Origin of the sequence: Streptomyces sp. B1I3 (genome assembly GCF_030816615.1) — a bacterium.
Taxonomy (GTDB): Bacteria; Actinomycetota; Actinomycetes; order Streptomycetales; family Streptomycetaceae; genus Streptomyces.
In genome coordinates, this window is record NZ_JAUSYD010000001.1 from 1,056,753 (window position 1) to 1,073,364 (window position 16,612).

Below are 16,612 nucleotides of genomic sequence, written 5' to 3' on the forward strand. Positions count from 1 at the left end.
CCTGTCCTTCATCGGTACTCCCGAACGTCCGCCGACGCGACCGGGTGGCCGGTCGCCTCCGGCCCTTGCCTGAGTTCAGGCAGGCGGGTCCGGCCCGCCGTTCGGATGGCGGTGCGGGCGGGGGGGGTGCCGTCCGCCCGGCCGCGGGCTCGCCGGACGTCAGGGTGTGCCTCCGAGTCCTTCGGCCTGGCAGAGCTCGTCCGCCAGGCGGAACTCGCCGAAGCCGCAGGCTTCGACATCGTGCGGATGAGTGACCACTTCCACCCCTGGCTGGACCTTCAGGGCCACTCCCCCTTCACCTGGACGGTGCTCGGCGCGATCGCGGCGAAGACCGACCGCGTCGGCCTGGTGACCGGCGTGACATGCCCCACCGTCCGCTACCACCCGGCGGTCATCGCGCAGGCCGCCGCGGCCCTCGCCCTGCTCTCCGGCCCCAGGGCCGCCGCTCACAGCTCGCCGCCGGCGCACCCGTACGCCGGGCCGGTGCTCAGCTCTGCGGCAGGGGTACCCCCGCGAGGGAAGCGAGATCCGGTGTGGGCAGGGAGCCGGGCCCGAGCCATTCGCACAGCAGGACGGTGGCGTCGTCGCGGAGATGCCCTTCGTGATGCGCCAGCAGGGAATGGATGAAACGGCGCAGGGTCTCGGGAACGGACAGGCCGTCGGAGTGGTGCCGCAGGAGGAAGTCGATGAAGGCGACTTCCCCGAACTCCTGCCCTGCGGGAGTCCGGGCTTCGGTGATGCCGTCGGTGTAGAGGACGAGTCGGTCCCCGGGCTGTAGCTGTTCCCGGCACAGGACGGTGGGCAGGCCGAAATCGCTGCCCATGGGATGCGCGGGCGGGCAGTCCAGGAACGTGCTCCAGCGCCCGTCGCGGATGACGACCGGTGGCAGGTGCCCCCGGTTCGCCCACGTGAGCACGCCGCTCACGGTGTCCAGTTCGGCCAGGATGCCCGTGACCCAGCGGTCGGCGCGGAACTGTTCCAGCAGGACCTTCTCGATCGCGTCACCGAGTTCGGCGAGCGGAGTGCCCTGGCGACGCCGGTTGCGGCACGCGCCGATGGCCAGATTGGCCGTCAGGCCAGCGGCCGTGTCGTGCCCCATGGCGTCGAAGAGGGCCAGGTGCACGGTGTCGCTCGCCGTGGCGTAGTCGTACGCGTCCCCGCTGACCTCGTAGGCGGGCTCCATCGCCGCGGCGATGGTGACGCTGCCGTCCGCGTAGGTGCGCGGCGGCATCAGCTGCCACTGCATCTCCGCCGCTACGTTCATCGGCTTGACGCGGGCCAGCCTGGCGTAGGAGTCACTGACGTCCCGGGCCCCGACCACCAGCATGGCCACCAGCGACGCGAGCGACAGGACGGCCTCCTCCACATCCCTGCCGCCCGTCGCCGCACTGAGGTGCAGCACGCCGAGCCGCTCCGTCCCGTCGAGCAGCGGCACCCACCACCGGTGTACGCCCTCGGCACGGACGGGAGTGAGACGGCCGTGCTGGTAGGCACGCCCGGCCACCGTCCCTTCGACCGGCACCTCCGCCGGAAGGCCCGGGGGCCGGGGCTGCTCCGGCTCGCCACGGTCGCCGGCAGGGCCGTCCCCGGTGACCAGCCGCAGGACGTCACGCTGGAGATCGCCGAGGTAGATCAGCACCTCGCCGAAGCCCGCGGTCGCCGCGTGCCCCGCGACCAGCCTCGGCATGCTCTCGAAGGACATCACATGGCTGTCTGCCAGCAGCCCGGCCAGCATCTGCCGTACGTCTCTGTCCCGGTCCGTCACCGCGACACCTCATCCCATGGGCCGTCCACGCGCCGGGCGGTTCCGGCTCCGGCCTTCGCGCTGCAGGCCGGCCTCCGGCTCACCACCACGCCAGCTTCGTCCATCATCGCCGATACCGCACTGATTCAAGACATTCCGCGCGGCGGCTCTTGGGTGCCGGGCTCGGTGAGAGCGAGCCACCGCGCAGGAGTGGACCGCAGAGCACCGGGCCCGGGCAGCACCGGAACGGCACCCCGCACGGGAGCGGCCACACAATTGCTCGTTACGTGTCGCTTTGTCTGGCCTCTCCCCCAGGAGGACGACCCGGCACGCGGCTTCCGGGTGCCGACGCCAGCCAGTCGCCACGCCCGCACGGTGACGCACAACTGACGTCCGAAGACGGCGGTGGCCGCCTTCGGAACGCAGTGGGGCCGATCAGGCCGTTGCCGCCGAAAGCCCGGAGGAAGCCTGGGGTGGGGTGCGAGCATGCCGTCGACGCAGCCCACGCCGTATGCGGGACAGTCGCCGAGGCGATGGGCGGAACGGACACCGCGAGGGTACGGACGGTACGGCCGGGTGCGGCCTCCCCTTCCGGGAACGCATCGAGGGGCCCGGGTGCCGTACGGCACCCGGGCCCCGAGCTTTCAACACCATCCGCCGGCGGCTGACGCCGGCTTATTCTCTGTCCGCTGCTCCGCCTCGGGGGCAGAAGCGCGGGAATCGCGAATGCGTGACCGGGGACCACCTTCCGTTCCGGGGTCTGCGGTACCCGGGCGTCTCACCCTGCCCGGGCCATCCGATGGCGTCTGTCTGCTCCTTACCTCGTTGTCCGTTCGGTCGTGCTGGTCAATTCAGGTACTGCGCTGCATCCTCTGGGGACGCTCGGCCCGGCCGCCGGCGGGGGGCCCGCCGTTCCCGGCCCCACCGCTCCGCTGCCGTTCCGCCTTCTGCTCGAGGTTTCCGACACGGCAGTTCGTGTCTGCCGCACCTCGTCGACTTCTTGGCTACGAGAAAGACTCTAGCTCCGCCACACGCCAATGTCTATGTCCTCCAGCATAGATTTCCTCCGTGGCGCGAGGGCAAGCCTCTTCCTCCCGCATGCCCGGATGACGTTCGCCGGGAGTGAAGCCCCGGTCCGGTGGGCACGCGTAGAAAACGGCCAAACCGAAACGGACGGGGTGTTACGCATGATTGAGACCACGACCACGGTCCCGGCCGCATCCGCGAACGACTTCGTCGTCCAGGACGACACGTCGGCGGGCATCGCCCGCGCCCGGGACACAGCGCGGGCCTTCGCGGACAGCCTGGAGCCGGCGCTACCGACCGAGACCGCGCAGACGCTCGTCCTGCTGGTCTCCGAACTCACCACGAACGCGCTGCGCCACGGCGGCGGCCGTTACACCATGGGCCTCGACGCCGCCCCTGACACCGTGCACATCTCCGTCAGCGACGCGAGCCCCTCGGCCCCACGCGTACGCGCTCCGGACCTGCGCGGCGGTACCGGCGGCTGCGGCTGGCACATGATCCGCCGCCTCGCCTGCGGCGTGGCCGTCACCCGGGGCCCCGGCGAGGGGAAGACCGTCCACGTCCACCTGCCACGCTGACAGCCCGGCCACGGGCGACAGCCGGGCGTCCCGTCCGCGTCGCACCGGATGCGCGGAGTCATGATCGCGCCCCGGCCCAGCCCGGCCGGGACGAGGGGCCCCGCTCACGAGAGCCCCGACCCCACCCGCTCGCCCGCGGGTTCCGGCTCCCTCCAGGCGCCCGCGCAGCAGGTCGTAGCCGGTGGGCAGACGGAGCAGTGATCCCTCCCTTCAGCCCTTCCCGGGCGGTGTCGGCCACAACGCCGGGCGCGCCGCCGACATCCCGGTTCGCTGTCCGCCCGGCCGCTCGACCCGCCCTTCGGGCAACATGCGCCGCGGGCCCGCACAGCCGAGAGGAACGCGCCCCCTCGCACCGGCGCGACCACCTCGCCCCGCGCAGGCACAGCCACCCCGCCCCCGGCGGCCCGCCGCACGGCCGGACGGACTGTGGGGGACGGTGCTCACGGTGCGCCCCTCCCCGGCCGGGCACCCCTGCGCACTCTCCCCGGACACCCGCCCATCACCCGTGGCCACCCCCCGTGAGGGCGTCGAGCTGGGCAGCGAGGTCAGGGTGCGAGGTGGCCAGGTGCGGACGGGTGGCCCGCAGCGGGCCGATGAGCACGGTCGGGTCGTCGTGGGCGAGAGCCGCGTCCAGACGGCCGACCGGGGCCCTCGCCGTCGCCGGAAGGTCGTCCAGAGCCGCGATCTGCCCGGCGAGCCGACGCAGGCCGGCGGCGTTGTCGCGGGCCCACGCCGTGAGGGTCCGGTCGGCCGCGCGCCGTTCCCGTGTGGCCTGCACCCGTTGCTCACCGGTGGTCCCGGCAGGGCCCGGGCGATTGCGCAGGTAGCGGCGTTCGGCGGCCTGGCGGCTCGCGACTCCGAGGGGTTCCGCGAGGTCCGCCCAGCTGGCTCCCGCGTGCCGCGCCGTTTCGATGAGGCCGGTCTCCCATCCCGCGAGCTGTTCGCGGAGCTCACGCAGGAGCAGCAGGGAGGCCAGGGCCCGTTCCGGGCCGGTGCCACCTCCGCCGGACTCCTCCGCGTCACCGCGCTCGGCGGCGCGCACGGCGACGTCGATGGCTTCCAGGGCTGCCGCGGCGGCCAGGAAGGACGACGGGCCCTGCCCGTCGGCCGTCGGGGGAATCGGCTGGTCAGCTGCTGTCACGACTCATCTCCTCAGCTGCTGTCATCCTTTCGATGACGACTGGCTTGTCATCCATTGGATGACATGTTACAACGTTCTCAGTGCAGCGCATTGGCAGCAACTGCCCAAACCTTCTGGAGGTGTTCCATGATGTTGATGCGCACCGACCCCTTCCGTGAACTCGACCGGCTCGCCCAGCAGCTGACCAGCTCGGGCACCTGGACACGCCCCTCCACGATGGCGATGGACGCCTACCGCGAGGGTGACGAGTACGTCGTGGTCTTCGACCTCCCGGGTGTGCCCGCGGACGCGATCGACATCGACGTCGAGCGGAACATGCTGACGGTCAAGGCCGAGCGCAGGCCCGCGACCAAGGCCGACGACGTGCAGATGGAGCTGTCCGAGCGGCCCCTGGGCGTCTTCTCCCGCCAGATCGTGCTGGCCGACACGCTGGACACCGAGCACATCGCCGCCGACTACGACGCCGGGGTCCTGACCCTGCGCATCCCGATCTCCGAGCGCGCCAAGCCGCGCAAGATCACCGTCGGCGGGGCGTCCTCCCGCAAGCAGATCTCCGGCTGAGCCGGCACCCGGCGCGGGGCGGGACCGGAAGACCGACGCGAGAAAGCCGGGGGCGGGCGGTGCGCCCGCCCCCTCTCGCCCTCGTCCCACCACCCCGCGCCCCTTCTCGCCCTGCGGGGCCGGCCGCACCGCCATCCGCGCCTCCAGCCACCCCGCCCCGCCCCACTGACGTGTCCAGCACACGCCCATCGGGGCCCCCATCAGCCACCTCAACCCGAGAAAGGCAACAACCGCAGCGATGTCCATCCAGCGTGAGGCGGTCCGGCGCGTGACCGCGACGACGTTCGATCAGCTGCTCGAGAAGGTCCGTTACGACGGCGCCTATCCCACCCGGGAACGGGCCGAGGAAGCAGTCCGCCTGGTCCTCGCAGGCCTGGGGCGGCAGCTGACCGGCGAGGAACGCGTCGACCTGGCCGCCCGTCTGCCTGTGGAGGCCGCCGGCATCCTCACGGCCGAGATCCCGGACATCCATCCGCTCACCGGTTGGGGCTTCGTCAAGGAGCTCGCCACCCGCACGGGCGCCACTCCCGCCACCACCCGCTGGGACACCGGGGCCGTCCTCACCAACGTCGCCGCCCTGGCCGGCCCCGAACTCATGGCACGCATCCTGCGCCGGCTCCCCTCGGGCTACGCACTCCTCTTCGGCCGTGTCGAGCTCATGCAGGCCGCCTGACCCGTAGCCGGGCCGGATGCCCCACGCCCCGTAGGGCGCCCGGCCCGCCGGACGGGCGACGCAGTGCTCCGTCCGGTGCCGGTCGCGACGTCGGCCGCATTGTTCCGGCGTCAGGGGATACCCGGACCGGATGAACCACGATGACGAGCAGTGGCCGCAGCACGAGGACGACTCCCCTGCGGCACGCGACCGCGCGGGTGAGCCCCGGCCGCCCGAGGACGGCCGGGACTCACGCGAGGGCCCGAGCCGCGAGACGCAGGAGGCCGCCCCGGACAAACCGACCGACCTGCCGAAGAAGTCCTTCGGACAGGTCCTGCGCCGTACGTTCAAGGAGTTCAAGGACGACGAGCTGACCGACCGCGCCGCCGCCCTGACCTACTACGGCGTGCTGGCGCTCTTCCCGGCGCTTCTGGTGCTCGTCTCGATCCTGGGCATCGTGGGGCACGGCACGACCCAGGCGGTGCTGGACAACATCCAGAAACTCGCCCCGGGTGCCGCCCGCGACGTCATCACCAATGCCGTCACCCAGCTGCAGGGTGGTTCCGGCACGGGTTCGGTCCTGGCGGTCGTCGGTCTCCTCGTCGCGGTCTGGTCCGCCTCCGGCTACGTCGCCGCCTTCATCCGCTCGTCCAACGCCGTCTACGACCTGCCCGAGGGCCGCCCCGTCTGGCTGGTGCTGCCCGTCCGTGTCGCTCTGACGGTGGCACTGATGGTGATGGCCTGCGCGAGCGCGCTCATCGTCGTCCTCTCGGGAGGTATCGCCCGGCAGATCGGCACCGCGCTCGGCGTGGGGGACACCGCCATGACGGTCTGGTCGATCGCCAAGTGGCCGGTCCTGGTCGTCCTGGTCACCCTCATGATCGCCCTGCTGTACTGGGCCGCCCCGAACGCCAAGGGCCGTGGCTTCCGGTGGGTCAGCCCCGGTAGCTTCCTCGCCGTGGTGATCTGGATGGTCGCCTCCGCCGGCTTCGCGTTCTACGTGGCGAACTTCGGCTCGTACAACAAGACCTACGGAACCCTCGCCGGCGTGATCATCTTTCTGGTGTGGTTGTGGATCACCAACCTCGCCATTCTCCTCGGCCTGGAGTTCGACGCCGAACTCGCCCGGGAACGGGCCATCGCCGGCGGCCACCCCGAGGAGTCCGAGCCCTACGTCGAGCCGCGTGACACCCGTAAGTGGACCGACCAGGACCGTCGACGGCTCGGATGACACACCGCCCCGGGTCCGGCACGGGTGCCTGCCGGGCGCCTGGGCCGGGGCGGGTACCCGGGTACCCGGTGCGGCAGTGGTGAGACGCCACCGGGCGGCGCCGCACACGACGCCGGCAGCGGACCACCCCACACCCCGGCGCAGGGACACGGCACTCCACACATGGCGTGGGGACGGCACACCGGTCACGGGAAGGAGTCGAACGGTCACAGCATCTTCACCTCTCATGGCGGTGTCCCCCGCCCCACCGGCAACCCGAACAGACAACGCCGGACAGAGGGAACCTGCCGTGTCAGCCCTGGCCCTGCTCATCCCGCCCCTCCTGCTCGTCCTCGTCGTCCTCATGGACCACTACGAGGAGCGCCTCCTGCGCTCCCCCGGCAGACCCCGCCACGCGCGGGAGCGTCACCTGCGCCTCCTGCCTCCACCGGCGGAAGCCGAGAGGGGTGGGCCGGTCCGCACCGTCGATCGCGCCGCCTGAGCGCCGCCTGAGGGACCCACATGGCCGAGCCACCGGCAGCACACCGTGCCGGTGGCCCGGCCCGGGTGTGTCGTGGCGGCACCGCACTCCCCCCGCCCCGTACTCCGCCCGTCGGCGACGCTCCGGGTCCCCGGCAGGCACCACGCCACCCCCTTCGTCACCGGTCCCCGCCCCGCTCAGGCTGCTTCACAGCCGACTGAGCGGAACACTGGTGGGCAGACGGACACCCGTGACCACAGGCACCAGCGCCGCTGAGAAGTGAGGACGGGGGGAGAGGAAGCGACATGGCGGACCACACCGAGGCACGGGGCACCCGCACCCGCGTCGCACCGGCCGCTCCGAAGCGGGCCGAACACCAGCAGGCCGAGCACGAACACCCGGCGCACCGCCCGCACGCCGAGGAGCAGTCCCCGGACGCGGACGTGGCCGCCCTGCGCAGCGAGGTCGAAGGCCTGCGCACCGCGATCGCCTCGCGTCCGGTGATCGACACCGCGCGCGGCATCCTCATGGCAGTGGGTCCGTGTACGGCACAACAGGCCTGGGAGACACTCGTCCAGGCCTCGCAGCACAGCAACATCAAGCTGCGCGACCTCGCCCGTCAGCTCGTCGAGAGCTACCACGGCACGCCCCTCCCCCCGGCCGCCCGCGACGCCCTCCGGACCGCCATGAAGAAGACCCTCGCACGCTGAGCGGCCCTGTCCGCCTCGGACGGGGAACCGTGCCGCGCCACGCACGCCCGCAGGCGCGCGACCCGCCCTTGGAAGGCCTCACCACCGATCGCCGCCCGGAGAACCGCCCGGGGTGCGCGAGCGCCGTCAGGGGGCGTCCGCGTGCAAGGGGCATCCGTGACAGTGGGCCCCCGCGCAGGGCCGGAGCCCCACCCCGTGCGGGACGTGGGGGCGTGCCCCGCCGGCCGCCGGCCGGGGTGTGCCGCCGGCCCTCATCCCACCCGTTTCCCTGCCAGCGGAGCCGTGTCCTCGCCGTCACCGCGTCGCACGCCGCGCAGGAAGGCGCTCAGGGCCTCGTCGGCGGTGTGCGCGGGCTGCCAGCCCAGCACCGTACGGGCCCGCCTGGAGTCGAGTACGGGCAGTCGCAGCACGGCGTCGAACAGGTGCGGTGAAGCCGGGACGGCGTGCGCCCGCCAGGCGGCGGAGAGCGCGGTACGCACCAGGGACCTGGGGACGCGTACGACGCGGGTGTCCAGCAGCTCGCCCAGCCGCCGGGCGTCCGTCACGGTGTCGGCCGCCAGGTTGAAGGGCCCGCGCACGTCGTTCAGGACGGCGAGCCGGTACGCCTCCGCCGCGTCGTCGGTGTGCAGGACCTGGAACCGGAGCCCGTCCAGGTCGGGTACGAAGGGCAGAAGGTCCGGCCGGAGAAGCGGGCCGGGGAGGTACCGTCCGCCGAAGATGCGGCGCTGCTCGCTCGCCGCCGTCTCCTTGAACAGGAAACCGGGCCGCATCCTGACCACCCGGACCCCCGGATGCCGCAGCTCGAAGGTGTCGAGCACGCGCTCCAGATACGCCTTCTCCCGGCAGTACGCCGCGTCCGGCCAGCCGTTGGTGGGCCATTCCTCGTCGACTCCGGGCTCGTCCTTCGGCCCTGGTGAATAGGCACCCACCGACGAGGCGTGCACGAGGGCGGGGACGCCCGCCTCCGCCACCGCGGAGAAGAGCCGGAGGGACCCGAGGACGTTGCTCTGCCAGGTGACCACCGGGTCGTGCGTCGGCTGGAACCGCCACGCCAGATGGACGACCGCGTCGGCACCGCGCAGCAGGCCGGCCAGCGTGCGGGAACTGTCCGGGCGGGAGAGGTCCACCGTGCCCCACTCCACACCGTCGACCGCGAGGCGCGGCCGTCTGCGGGCCAGGCCGAGGACGGAACCGACAGCGGGGTCACCCGCCAGGGCACGGACCACGCTCGTGCCCACGTTGCCGGTTGCTCCGGTCACCACCACACGGACGCCGGAGGACGGATCGATGGCCATGCTGAGCTCGCTTCCACCGTGAGGTCGTGACATCGGCTCCGGTCGGCCCCTTCCCGCCGCGGGAGCCGTCGGCCACGGCGCGATGCGCCTCGGGTAACCAGCGGGCGGCGGAGGAAACCTGCCGTCGCACGGGCCCCGGCCTTCCCGCCGATGGGGCGGACGCCCGCATACCCGCCGAATTTGCGGGAACCCACGAGGCCAGGCCGTTCGCGGCCGCCATGTGTGCCGACGTGTATCCGGAAGGGGCCCAGCAATGGATGAGAACGAAGTGAGCGTGCGGAAGGTACTGGCGATCGTCACGAACTACGGTGTCGAACAGGACGAGCTGGCGGTACCGCTGGAGCACCTGCGCGGCTGGGGCGCCGTGGTGGACGTGGCGGCGGTCTCGGCGGACGACATCGAGACCCTCGTCGGCGACAAGGATCCCGGGAAGAAGGTCAAGCCGGACCTCACGCTGAGCGACGCGGACGCGGAGGCGTACGACCTTCTGCTCATTCCCGGAGGCACCCTGAACGCCGACACCCTGCGCGGCCAGGACAGCGCTCTGGAGATCGTCCGGTCGTTCACGAGTTCGGGTCGCCCGGTCGCGGCCATCTGCCACGGACCGTGGGCGCTGGTCGAGGCCGATGTCGTACGGGGCAAGAAGCTGACCTCGTACTCGTCGTTGAGCACCGACATCAGGAACGCGGGGGGCCACTGGGTCGACGAGCCCGTCGTCACGGACGGCACCGGCGGCTGGAAGCTGATCACTTCCCGGAATCCGGGCGACCTGGAGGACTTCTTGCGCGAAACGGATGCGGCACTCGAGCGCGCCACCCTGTGAGGAACGACACCTGACGGTGTATACACCCCGCTCCGGCGGAAGTTGGGCGTGAGGAGCGGCGGGGACGACGTCCCCGCCGCTCCTCACGTTTCCCGCGACCGGAGGCGTTTGTGAAGATGAGCGTGCCGGAAGGCGGGTGGCCCGAGTACGACGTGAGCGGCCCCCGCCCGGCACCGAGGCACCCACTGCACCGCTTTCACACAGCCCGACGTGTGTCTCTCCCCCGCCCTCGTCGGAAAAGTACGTGCCGTGCCTCCTCCTTCCTTCCTCACCGCTGCCCGCTTCCGGACATCGGCGGCAGCCGCCGACCGCTCCGCCGACAGGAGCCCTTGGCGTTGCCTCCGCAGCCCCAGCATGCGCTGGTGGTCCGTCGCCAACCTCGTGTCGAACACCGGCGCCTGGATGCAGCTCACCGTGCAGAACCTCCTGGTGTTGCAGATCACGGGCTCGGCAGCGGCCACCGGGCTGTCTCTCGCGGTGCAGGCCGGCCCGGGGCTGCTGCTCGGTGTACTCGGCGGCGCGGCCGTCGACCGGTGGCCCCGCAGGACCACCGCGGCGGTGAGCCAGGTGGTGCTCGGGGTGGTCGCCTTCGCCACGGCCGCCCTCATGGCCGGTGATCTGCTCAGCATGCCGGTGCTGCTGCTCCTGGCCGCCGTCACCGGCGTCGTGAACACGATCGACGGTCCCGCGACCTCACTCCTGGGCAACGACCTGGTGCCCGCCCGTGACGTGCCGTCGGCCATCGCCCTCGGTTCGGTGGTGCACAGCTCCGGACGGCTCGCCGGTACGGCGGTGGCGGCGGTCGCCGTGGGAACGCTCGGCACGGCGTCGGCGTACGTGGCGAACGGCCTCTCCTTCGTCTTCGTCGCGGCCGTCATCCCGTTCCTCCGTCCGGTACGCGGCTCGCACCGCGGGGTCGGGGCCACCGGAGCCCCCGCGGTCCCGGCACGGACGAACGCCGCCCGCGCCGGGGACGACGGAGGCGCGCGGGCCGGACTCACGTACTTCCTCCAGCGGCCCCGGCTCGTGGCTCTCGCCGCCATCACCGGGCTGAGCTCGGTGTGCGGCCGGAACTATCAGCTGACCCTGGCGGTGCTGGTCGTCGGCCCGCTGCACGCCGACGAGAGCGACTTCGGCACGGTGTCCACCGTCCTGGCCGTCGGCGGAATCGCCGGCGCCGTGGTCGCGGGCCGGCTCCGGAAGCCGTCCGTCCGGCTGGTGGGCGTCCTGGCGGCGTGCGGCGGGCTCCTCCAGACCGCAGCCGGGCTCTCGCCCGGGTTGTTCGTACTGGTCCTGCTGGTCGTCCCCATGGCGGTGGTCGAGTCCGTCTCCGACACGGCGGGTGCCACGCTGCTGCAGACCGATCCCGCACCCGAGATGCGGGGCCGGGTGCTCGGGGTGTGGCGCAGTGCCAGCACCGTGTGGGGCCTGGCCGGCCCTCCGCTGCTGGGTCTGCTGCTGGAGTACGCGGGCGCCCGGGGTGCCCTGGTCTCCGGCGGGCTGCTGATAGCCGGCGGAGTCGCCTACGGCGCGCTGCGTCACAGCCGGGCCACCCCGCGGACGCTGAGGCCGGTCCCGGTGGTGCCGGCTTCGGTGGCCGCGCCGTCCGCGGAAGGGCTCGTGCCCGCTTCGTGAGGCTCGTGCCGGCTTCGGGCGCCCGGACCGTCACAGGCGAGGCTCGTGCCGGCTGCGTGAGCGGGCCGGCTGGGGCCCGGGGTGTCCGGCATCGACCGGGTGGGTGATTCGAGCCGGCGGGCGGGCACGGCCGCACGCGTCCTGCGGCTCCCGGGGAAGCATGAGGTGTGCCGGATGCGTGAGCCGGGCACTCGCAAGGCTCGCCAACCCTGAGATTTGGGAGAGCACGCCATGACGGATCCGCGCGGACTTCCCGGGCACGACGAGTCCTTCTGGATGGACAGCACCGACTCCGCCCCGCACGCTCCTCTGAGCGAGGACATCGAGGTGGACGTGGCGGTGGTGGGCGGTGGTATCGCCGGTCTGAGCACCGCCTGGGAACTGGCCAGGGCAGGCCGGACCGTCGCCGTACTGGAGGCCGACCGTATCGCCGCGGGTGTCAGCGGCTACACCACCGCCAAGGTGTCGGCCCTGCACTCGCTCGTGTACGACCGGCTGCAGGAGACGAGGGGCCCCGAGGGAGCCCGCCTGTACGCGACCTCGCAGCAGGACGCGGTCGAGCGCGTGGCGGGCATCGTCGACGAGCTCCACATCGCCTGCGACTTCGAACGTGTGAGCGCTTACTCCTATGCGGTCACGCCCTCGTCGGCCGACAAGCTCCGGGCCGAGACCCATGCGGCGATCGAGGCGGGACTGCCCGTGACGTACGGGACGGAGACGGAGCTGCCGTTCCCGGTCGGCGGGGCCCTGCGGCTGGACGGACAGGCCCAGTTCCACCCCCGCAGGTACCTGCTGGCCCTGGCCGACGACCTCCTGCGCCGGGGCGGCCGCATCTTCGAGCGAAGCCGGGTCACCGGCCTGTCCGAGGGTGCTCCGTGCCGGGTCACCACCGAGGCGGGACGGACGGTCACGGCGGGTGACGTCGTGGTCGCGACGCACTACCCCGTCTTCGACCGGGCGCTCCTCTTCGCCCGTCTCTCCCCGCGCCGGGAGCTGGTGGTCGCCGCGCCGATCGCCGCGGACCTTGCGCCGAAGGGCATGTACATCACCGAGGACGAAGGCAAGCGTTCGGTGCGTTCGACGCCTCTGGACGAGAGCCGGCGGCTCCTGATCGTCACCGGGGAGTCCTTCACGCCCGGCACGGGCAACGTGTCCGAGAGCTTTCTGCGGCTGGACGCGTGGATGCACGAGCGCTTCCCGGTGGAAGCCACCGCCTACCGCTGGGCCGCCCAGGACAACGACCCGACCGATACGGTGCCGCTCGTCGGTCCGCTCCACGCCGGTGCCCGGCACACGTATGTGGCCACGGGGTTCGGCGGCTGGGGAATGACCGGCGGTGTCCTGTCGGGCCGGCTCCTCACGGCCCTGATCACGGGCGGAACCCTGCCGTGGGCCGGGCTGTACGACCCCCGTCGCCTCAAGAGCACCCTGCGCGAGGCGCCCGCGCTGCTGAGCCAGCAACTCGACGTGGCGAAGCACTTCGCCGGCGACCGGCTGCGCACCGCCCATGTGGACACGGTGGAAGAGGTCGCTCCCGGCACCGGCGCCGTGGTGCGCCTCAAGGGCCGTCGCTGTGCGGTCTACCGCGACCCGGAGGGCGCGGCGTCCGTCGTGTCCGCCCGTTGCACGCACCTGGGGTGCCTGGTGGCGTTCAACGAGGCGGAGACCGCCTGGGAGTGCCCCTGCCACGGCTCGCGCTTCGGGGTCGACGGAGCGGTGCTCCAGGGGCCTGCGGTACGGCCCCTGGAGCGGATGGACGAGGTGTTGGGCGGCGACGGCTCCTGAGGGCGGCCGCGCCCCGGCGGACCGTAGGACCGGTTCGTCGGGGCGCGTGGCCTCACAGGCCAGGGCGTCGGCGCAGGGCCTCGGAAGGCCGGTGGCTCAGGGCGTCAGGAGGGTCTTGATCATGCCGTCGGCCTTCTCCTGGAACGTCTTGTAGGCCTGGGGGCCTTCCTCGAGCGGGAGCCGGTGGGTGGCGAAACTGTCGACGCCCAGCGGGTCCTCGTCGGTGAGCAGCGGCAGGATGTCGTCCACCCAGCGATGGACGTTCGCCTGGCCCATCCGGAGCTGGATCTGCTTGTCGAACATGGTCAGCATCGGCATCGGGTCCACGGCTCCGCCGTACACGCCGGAGAGCGAGACCGTGCCGCCGCGGCGCACGATGTCGATGGCCGCGTGCAGTGCGGCGAGACGGTCGACGCCAAGGGTGTCCATGAGACGTTCGGCGACGGCATCGGGCAGCAGCCCGACGGCCCAGTGCGCCGCCTTGGCCATGGGCGCGCCGTGCGCCTCCATTCCGACCGCGTCGATCACGGCGTCCGTGCCCCGTCCGTCCGTGAGCTCCCGTACGGCGTCGCCCAGGTTCTTCCCGTGCCTGCGCAGGTCGAGGCACTTCGCCCCGTACTCGGCGGCCCGGGTCAGCCGTTCGGGGACCAGGTCGACGCCCACCACCAGGCTCGCGCCGCGCCGCTGCGCGATGCGTGCCGCCATCGCCCCGATCGGGCCGAGACCCAGCACGGTCACGGTGCCGCCGGGCGGGATGGCCGCGTACTCCACGGCCTGCCAGGCGGTGGGCAGCACGTCCGAGAGGTAGACGAAGCGGTCGTCGGGCGGCCCGTGCGGGACCTTGACCGGCAGCCGGTTGCCGAAGGGGACGCGCAGCAGCTCCGCCTGTCCACCGGGCACCTGGCCGTAGAGCTTGGTGTAACCGAACAGGGCGGCGCCCTTGCCCTGATCGCGCACCTGGGTGGTCTCGCACTGGGAGTGCAGTCCCTGATCGCACATGTAGCAGTGGCCGCACGAGACGTTGAAGGGGATGACCACCCGGTCGCCCGGGGCCACCGCGGTCACTTCGGGGCCCACCTCCTCCACGATTCCCATCGGTTCGTGGCCGAGGATGTCACCCGGCTCCAGGTAGGGGCTCAGGACCTCGTAGAGGTGCAGGTCGGAGCCGCAGATGCCGGTCGAGGTGATTCTGACGATGATGTCGGTCGGATCCTGGATCTGCGGATCGGGGACGGTGTCGACCCGGACGTCCCGCTTTCCCTGATAGGTCAGTGCGCGCACGGTGCAACTCCCTTTCCACGCCATTACGGATGGGTCCCGGGTTCCCCTGGCACCCCGCGCGAAACACCGGGCGTACTGTCCCGGAACGCCCGGACATGTCACGCCGGACGTGTCACCCAGGCCGGTCCGTTACGCGGCCCGGGTGCCGGGTACCCGGACGGCACCCGGGCCCGGGCGAGGAGGGCCCAGTCCCCCAGGAAGGGAGTCGACCATGACGACGGCACGCGACATCATGACCGAGGGCGCGGAGTGCGTGGGCGAGCGGGAGAGCGTGCTCGACGCGGCGCGGAAGATGACGGAGCTGGGCGTCGGAGCCCTGCCCATCTGCGGTACGGACGACAAGCTCAAGGGGGTCCTGACCGACCGCGACATCGTGGTGAAGGTGCTGGGGAAGGGCAAGGACCCGGCGGGGACGACGGCCGGTGAGCTGTCCCAGGGCGAGGCGGTCACCATCGGTGCGGACGACGACGCGGGCGAGATCCTGCGCACCATGACGGCGCACAAGGTCCGCCGGCTCCCCGTGATCGACGGACACCGTCTCGTCGGCATGGTCTCCCAGGCGGACGTGGCCCGCGCCCTGCCCGACCCCCAGGTCGGGGATCTTCTGCAGGCGCTGTCCACCGACTGACGCACACGCCCCGCGGGCCGGCCGGCCCGTGACCGCGGAGTCCCGCTCCCCCGGCACCGAGGAGTTCCCGTGACTGCTGGAGAACACGTCCTGCGTGGCCGTACGGCGGTGGTGACCGGCGCCGCCCGAGGTGTCGGGGCGGCCGTCGCCAGGGATCTGGCCGCCCGGGGGGCGCGCGTGGCCCTGCTCGGGCTGGAGGAGGATCTGCTCGCCGAGGTCGCCGCCGCGCTCCCGACGGCCTCCCACCACTGGTTCGTGGACGTCACGGACGACGAGGCGATGGCGGCGGTCGCCGAAGAGGTACGCGAGCGGCTGGGCCCGGCGTCGGTGGTGGTGGCCAACGCGGGCGTCGCGGAGGGTGGTCCCTTCGTCGACTCCGACCCCGGCACCTGGCGGCGCGTCATCGAGGTCAACCTCATCGGCAGCGCCGTCACCGCGCGGGTGTTCCTGCCGCAACTGCTGGACACGTGCGGCTACTACCTCCAGGTGGGCTCCCTGGCGGGGATCGGCTCGGCACCGATGATGAGCGCCTACTGCGCGTCCAAGGCGGGTGCGGAGTTCTTCGCCCACTCGCTGCGCGCCGAGCTCTCGCCGCGTGGGGTCTCCGTGGGTACCGCCTATCTGAACTGGACCGACACCGACATGATCCGCGACGGCGACAAACAGGCCGTGCTGCGTGAACTGCGCGCGCACATGCCCCCACCCGCCAGGAAGATCTATCCCGTCACACACGTGGCGGCCCGAATGGTGCGCGCGATCGAACGGCGTGCGCCCACGGTGTACGTCCCGGGCTGGCTGCGCGGGGTGCAGGCGGTCCGCGGGGCGTTGCCCGGCCTGGTCACCCGGCTCGCACGGCAGGAGCTGATGCGCTCGGAGTTCTCGGCGACGGGCCTGCTGGGGGCGGGTGGCAGGGCGGCGGAACGGGCCGGGGAAGCCGGACACCGGTGACACGGACGCGAAGCCGCCCCACCGCGCACCCGGCCGGCGGGGCGGCCTGAGCGCACCCGCGCACCACCCCTCCCGGCCTAGGGCGTGTGTCGGAAGTGCTTTAGGTTGGCTGAC

Annotated in this window: 15 protein-coding genes and 1 pseudogene; 12 read left to right on the top strand and 4 right to left on the bottom strand. The window is 72.3% G+C overall.

The window, feature by feature from the left end:
- Positions 1-126: 126 nt before the first annotated feature.
- A pseudogene (locus QFZ58_RS05030) lies at positions 127-438 on the top strand (LLM class flavin-dependent oxidoreductase); the annotation flags it as partial.
- A gap of 49 nt (positions 439-487) precedes the next feature.
- Here QFZ58_RS05030 and QFZ58_RS05035 read toward each other — a convergent pair.
- Positions 488-1,735 carry a PP2C family protein-serine/threonine phosphatase gene (locus QFZ58_RS05035; protein ID WP_307128773.1) on the bottom strand — a complete coding sequence of 416 codons (1,248 nt, stop codon included), beginning with the start codon at positions 1,733-1,735 and terminating at the stop codon, positions 488-490.
- Positions 1,736-2,931: 1,196 nt separating this feature from the next.
- On the opposite strand from QFZ58_RS05035, the gene QFZ58_RS05040 reads away from it, so the two are divergent.
- On the top strand, positions 2,932-3,348 hold the full coding sequence (locus tag QFZ58_RS05040) for an ATP-binding protein (RefSeq protein ID WP_307123681.1): 417 nt from the start codon (positions 2,932-2,934) through the stop codon (positions 3,346-3,348).
- A 499-nt stretch (positions 3,349-3,847) separates the two neighbouring features.
- Here the strand turns inward: QFZ58_RS05040 and QFZ58_RS05045 are convergent, their stop codons facing one another.
- Entirely contained in the window at positions 3,848-4,489 is a 642-nt protein-coding gene (locus QFZ58_RS05045) for a type III effector protein (RefSeq protein WP_307123682.1), read from the bottom strand.
- Positions 4,490-4,618: 129 nt separating this feature from the next.
- On the opposite strand from QFZ58_RS05045, the gene QFZ58_RS05050 reads away from it, so the two are divergent.
- The 5 genes from QFZ58_RS05050 (at position 4,619) to QFZ58_RS05070 (ending at position 8,103) form a co-directional block, all read left to right on the top strand.
- Positions 4,619-5,050, top strand: a complete 432-nt coding sequence (locus QFZ58_RS05050; protein WP_307128774.1) for an Hsp20/alpha crystallin family protein — start codon at positions 4,619-4,621, stop codon at positions 5,048-5,050.
- A gap of 238 nt (positions 5,051-5,288) precedes the next feature.
- Positions 5,289-5,723, top strand: coding sequence for a DUF2267 domain-containing protein (locus QFZ58_RS05055; protein ID WP_307123683.1), 435 nt, complete (start codon positions 5,289-5,291; stop codon positions 5,721-5,723).
- Positions 5,724-5,853: 130 nt separating this feature from the next.
- Positions 5,854-6,933, top strand: a complete 1,080-nt coding sequence (locus tag QFZ58_RS05060) for a YihY/virulence factor BrkB family protein (protein WP_307123684.1) — start codon at positions 5,854-5,856, stop codon at positions 6,931-6,933.
- Between the two features lie 289 nt (positions 6,934-7,222).
- Positions 7,223-7,414, top strand: coding sequence for a hypothetical protein (locus QFZ58_RS05065; RefSeq protein ID WP_307123685.1), 192 nt, complete (start codon positions 7,223-7,225; stop codon positions 7,412-7,414).
- A gap of 284 nt (positions 7,415-7,698) precedes the next feature.
- Positions 7,699-8,103 carry an ANTAR domain-containing protein gene (locus QFZ58_RS05070; protein WP_307123686.1) on the top strand — a complete coding sequence of 135 codons (405 nt, stop codon included), beginning with the start codon at positions 7,699-7,701 and terminating at the stop codon, positions 8,101-8,103.
- Between the two features lie 251 nt (positions 8,104-8,354).
- On the opposite strand, the gene QFZ58_RS05075 is transcribed toward QFZ58_RS05070, so the two are convergent.
- A complete protein-coding gene (locus QFZ58_RS05075; protein ID WP_307123687.1) occupies positions 8,355-9,398 on the bottom strand; it encodes an NAD-dependent epimerase/dehydratase family protein in 1,044 nt (347 codons plus the stop codon).
- 253 nt (positions 9,399-9,651) lie between these two features.
- On the opposite strand from QFZ58_RS05075, the gene QFZ58_RS05080 reads away from it, so the two are divergent.
- The 3 genes from QFZ58_RS05080 (at position 9,652) to QFZ58_RS05090 (ending at position 13,641) form a co-directional block, all read left to right on the top strand.
- Entirely contained in the window at positions 9,652-10,221 is a 570-nt protein-coding gene (locus tag QFZ58_RS05080; protein ID WP_307123688.1) for a type 1 glutamine amidotransferase domain-containing protein, read from the top strand.
- Positions 10,222-10,575: 354 nt separating this feature from the next.
- On the top strand, positions 10,576-11,856 hold the full coding sequence (locus tag QFZ58_RS05085) for an MFS transporter (RefSeq protein ID WP_307123689.1): 1,281 nt from the start codon (positions 10,576-10,578) through the stop codon (positions 11,854-11,856).
- Between the two features lie 231 nt (positions 11,857-12,087).
- Positions 12,088-13,641 (top strand): FAD-dependent oxidoreductase, encoded by a 1,554-nt coding sequence (locus tag QFZ58_RS05090; RefSeq protein ID WP_307123690.1) that lies wholly within the window; start codon positions 12,088-12,090, stop codon positions 13,639-13,641.
- Between the two features lie 96 nt (positions 13,642-13,737).
- Here the strand turns inward: QFZ58_RS05090 and QFZ58_RS05095 are convergent, their stop codons facing one another.
- Positions 13,738-14,922, bottom strand: coding sequence for a zinc-dependent alcohol dehydrogenase (locus QFZ58_RS05095; RefSeq protein WP_307123691.1), 1,185 nt, complete (start codon positions 14,920-14,922; stop codon positions 13,738-13,740).
- 211 nt (positions 14,923-15,133) lie between these two features.
- Here QFZ58_RS05095 and QFZ58_RS05100 point away from each other — a divergent pair, with 211 nt between their 5' ends.
- Together QFZ58_RS05100 and QFZ58_RS05105 are read left to right on the top strand one after the other, a co-directional pair.
- Positions 15,134-15,550 carry a CBS domain-containing protein gene (locus QFZ58_RS05100; RefSeq protein WP_307123692.1) on the top strand — a complete coding sequence of 139 codons (417 nt, stop codon included), beginning with the start codon at positions 15,134-15,136 and terminating at the stop codon, positions 15,548-15,550.
- A 69-nt stretch (positions 15,551-15,619) separates the two neighbouring features.
- Positions 15,620-16,498, top strand: coding sequence for an SDR family oxidoreductase (locus QFZ58_RS05105; protein ID WP_307123693.1), 879 nt, complete (start codon positions 15,620-15,622; stop codon positions 16,496-16,498).
- The last annotated feature ends 114 nt before the right edge of the window (positions 16,499-16,612 follow it).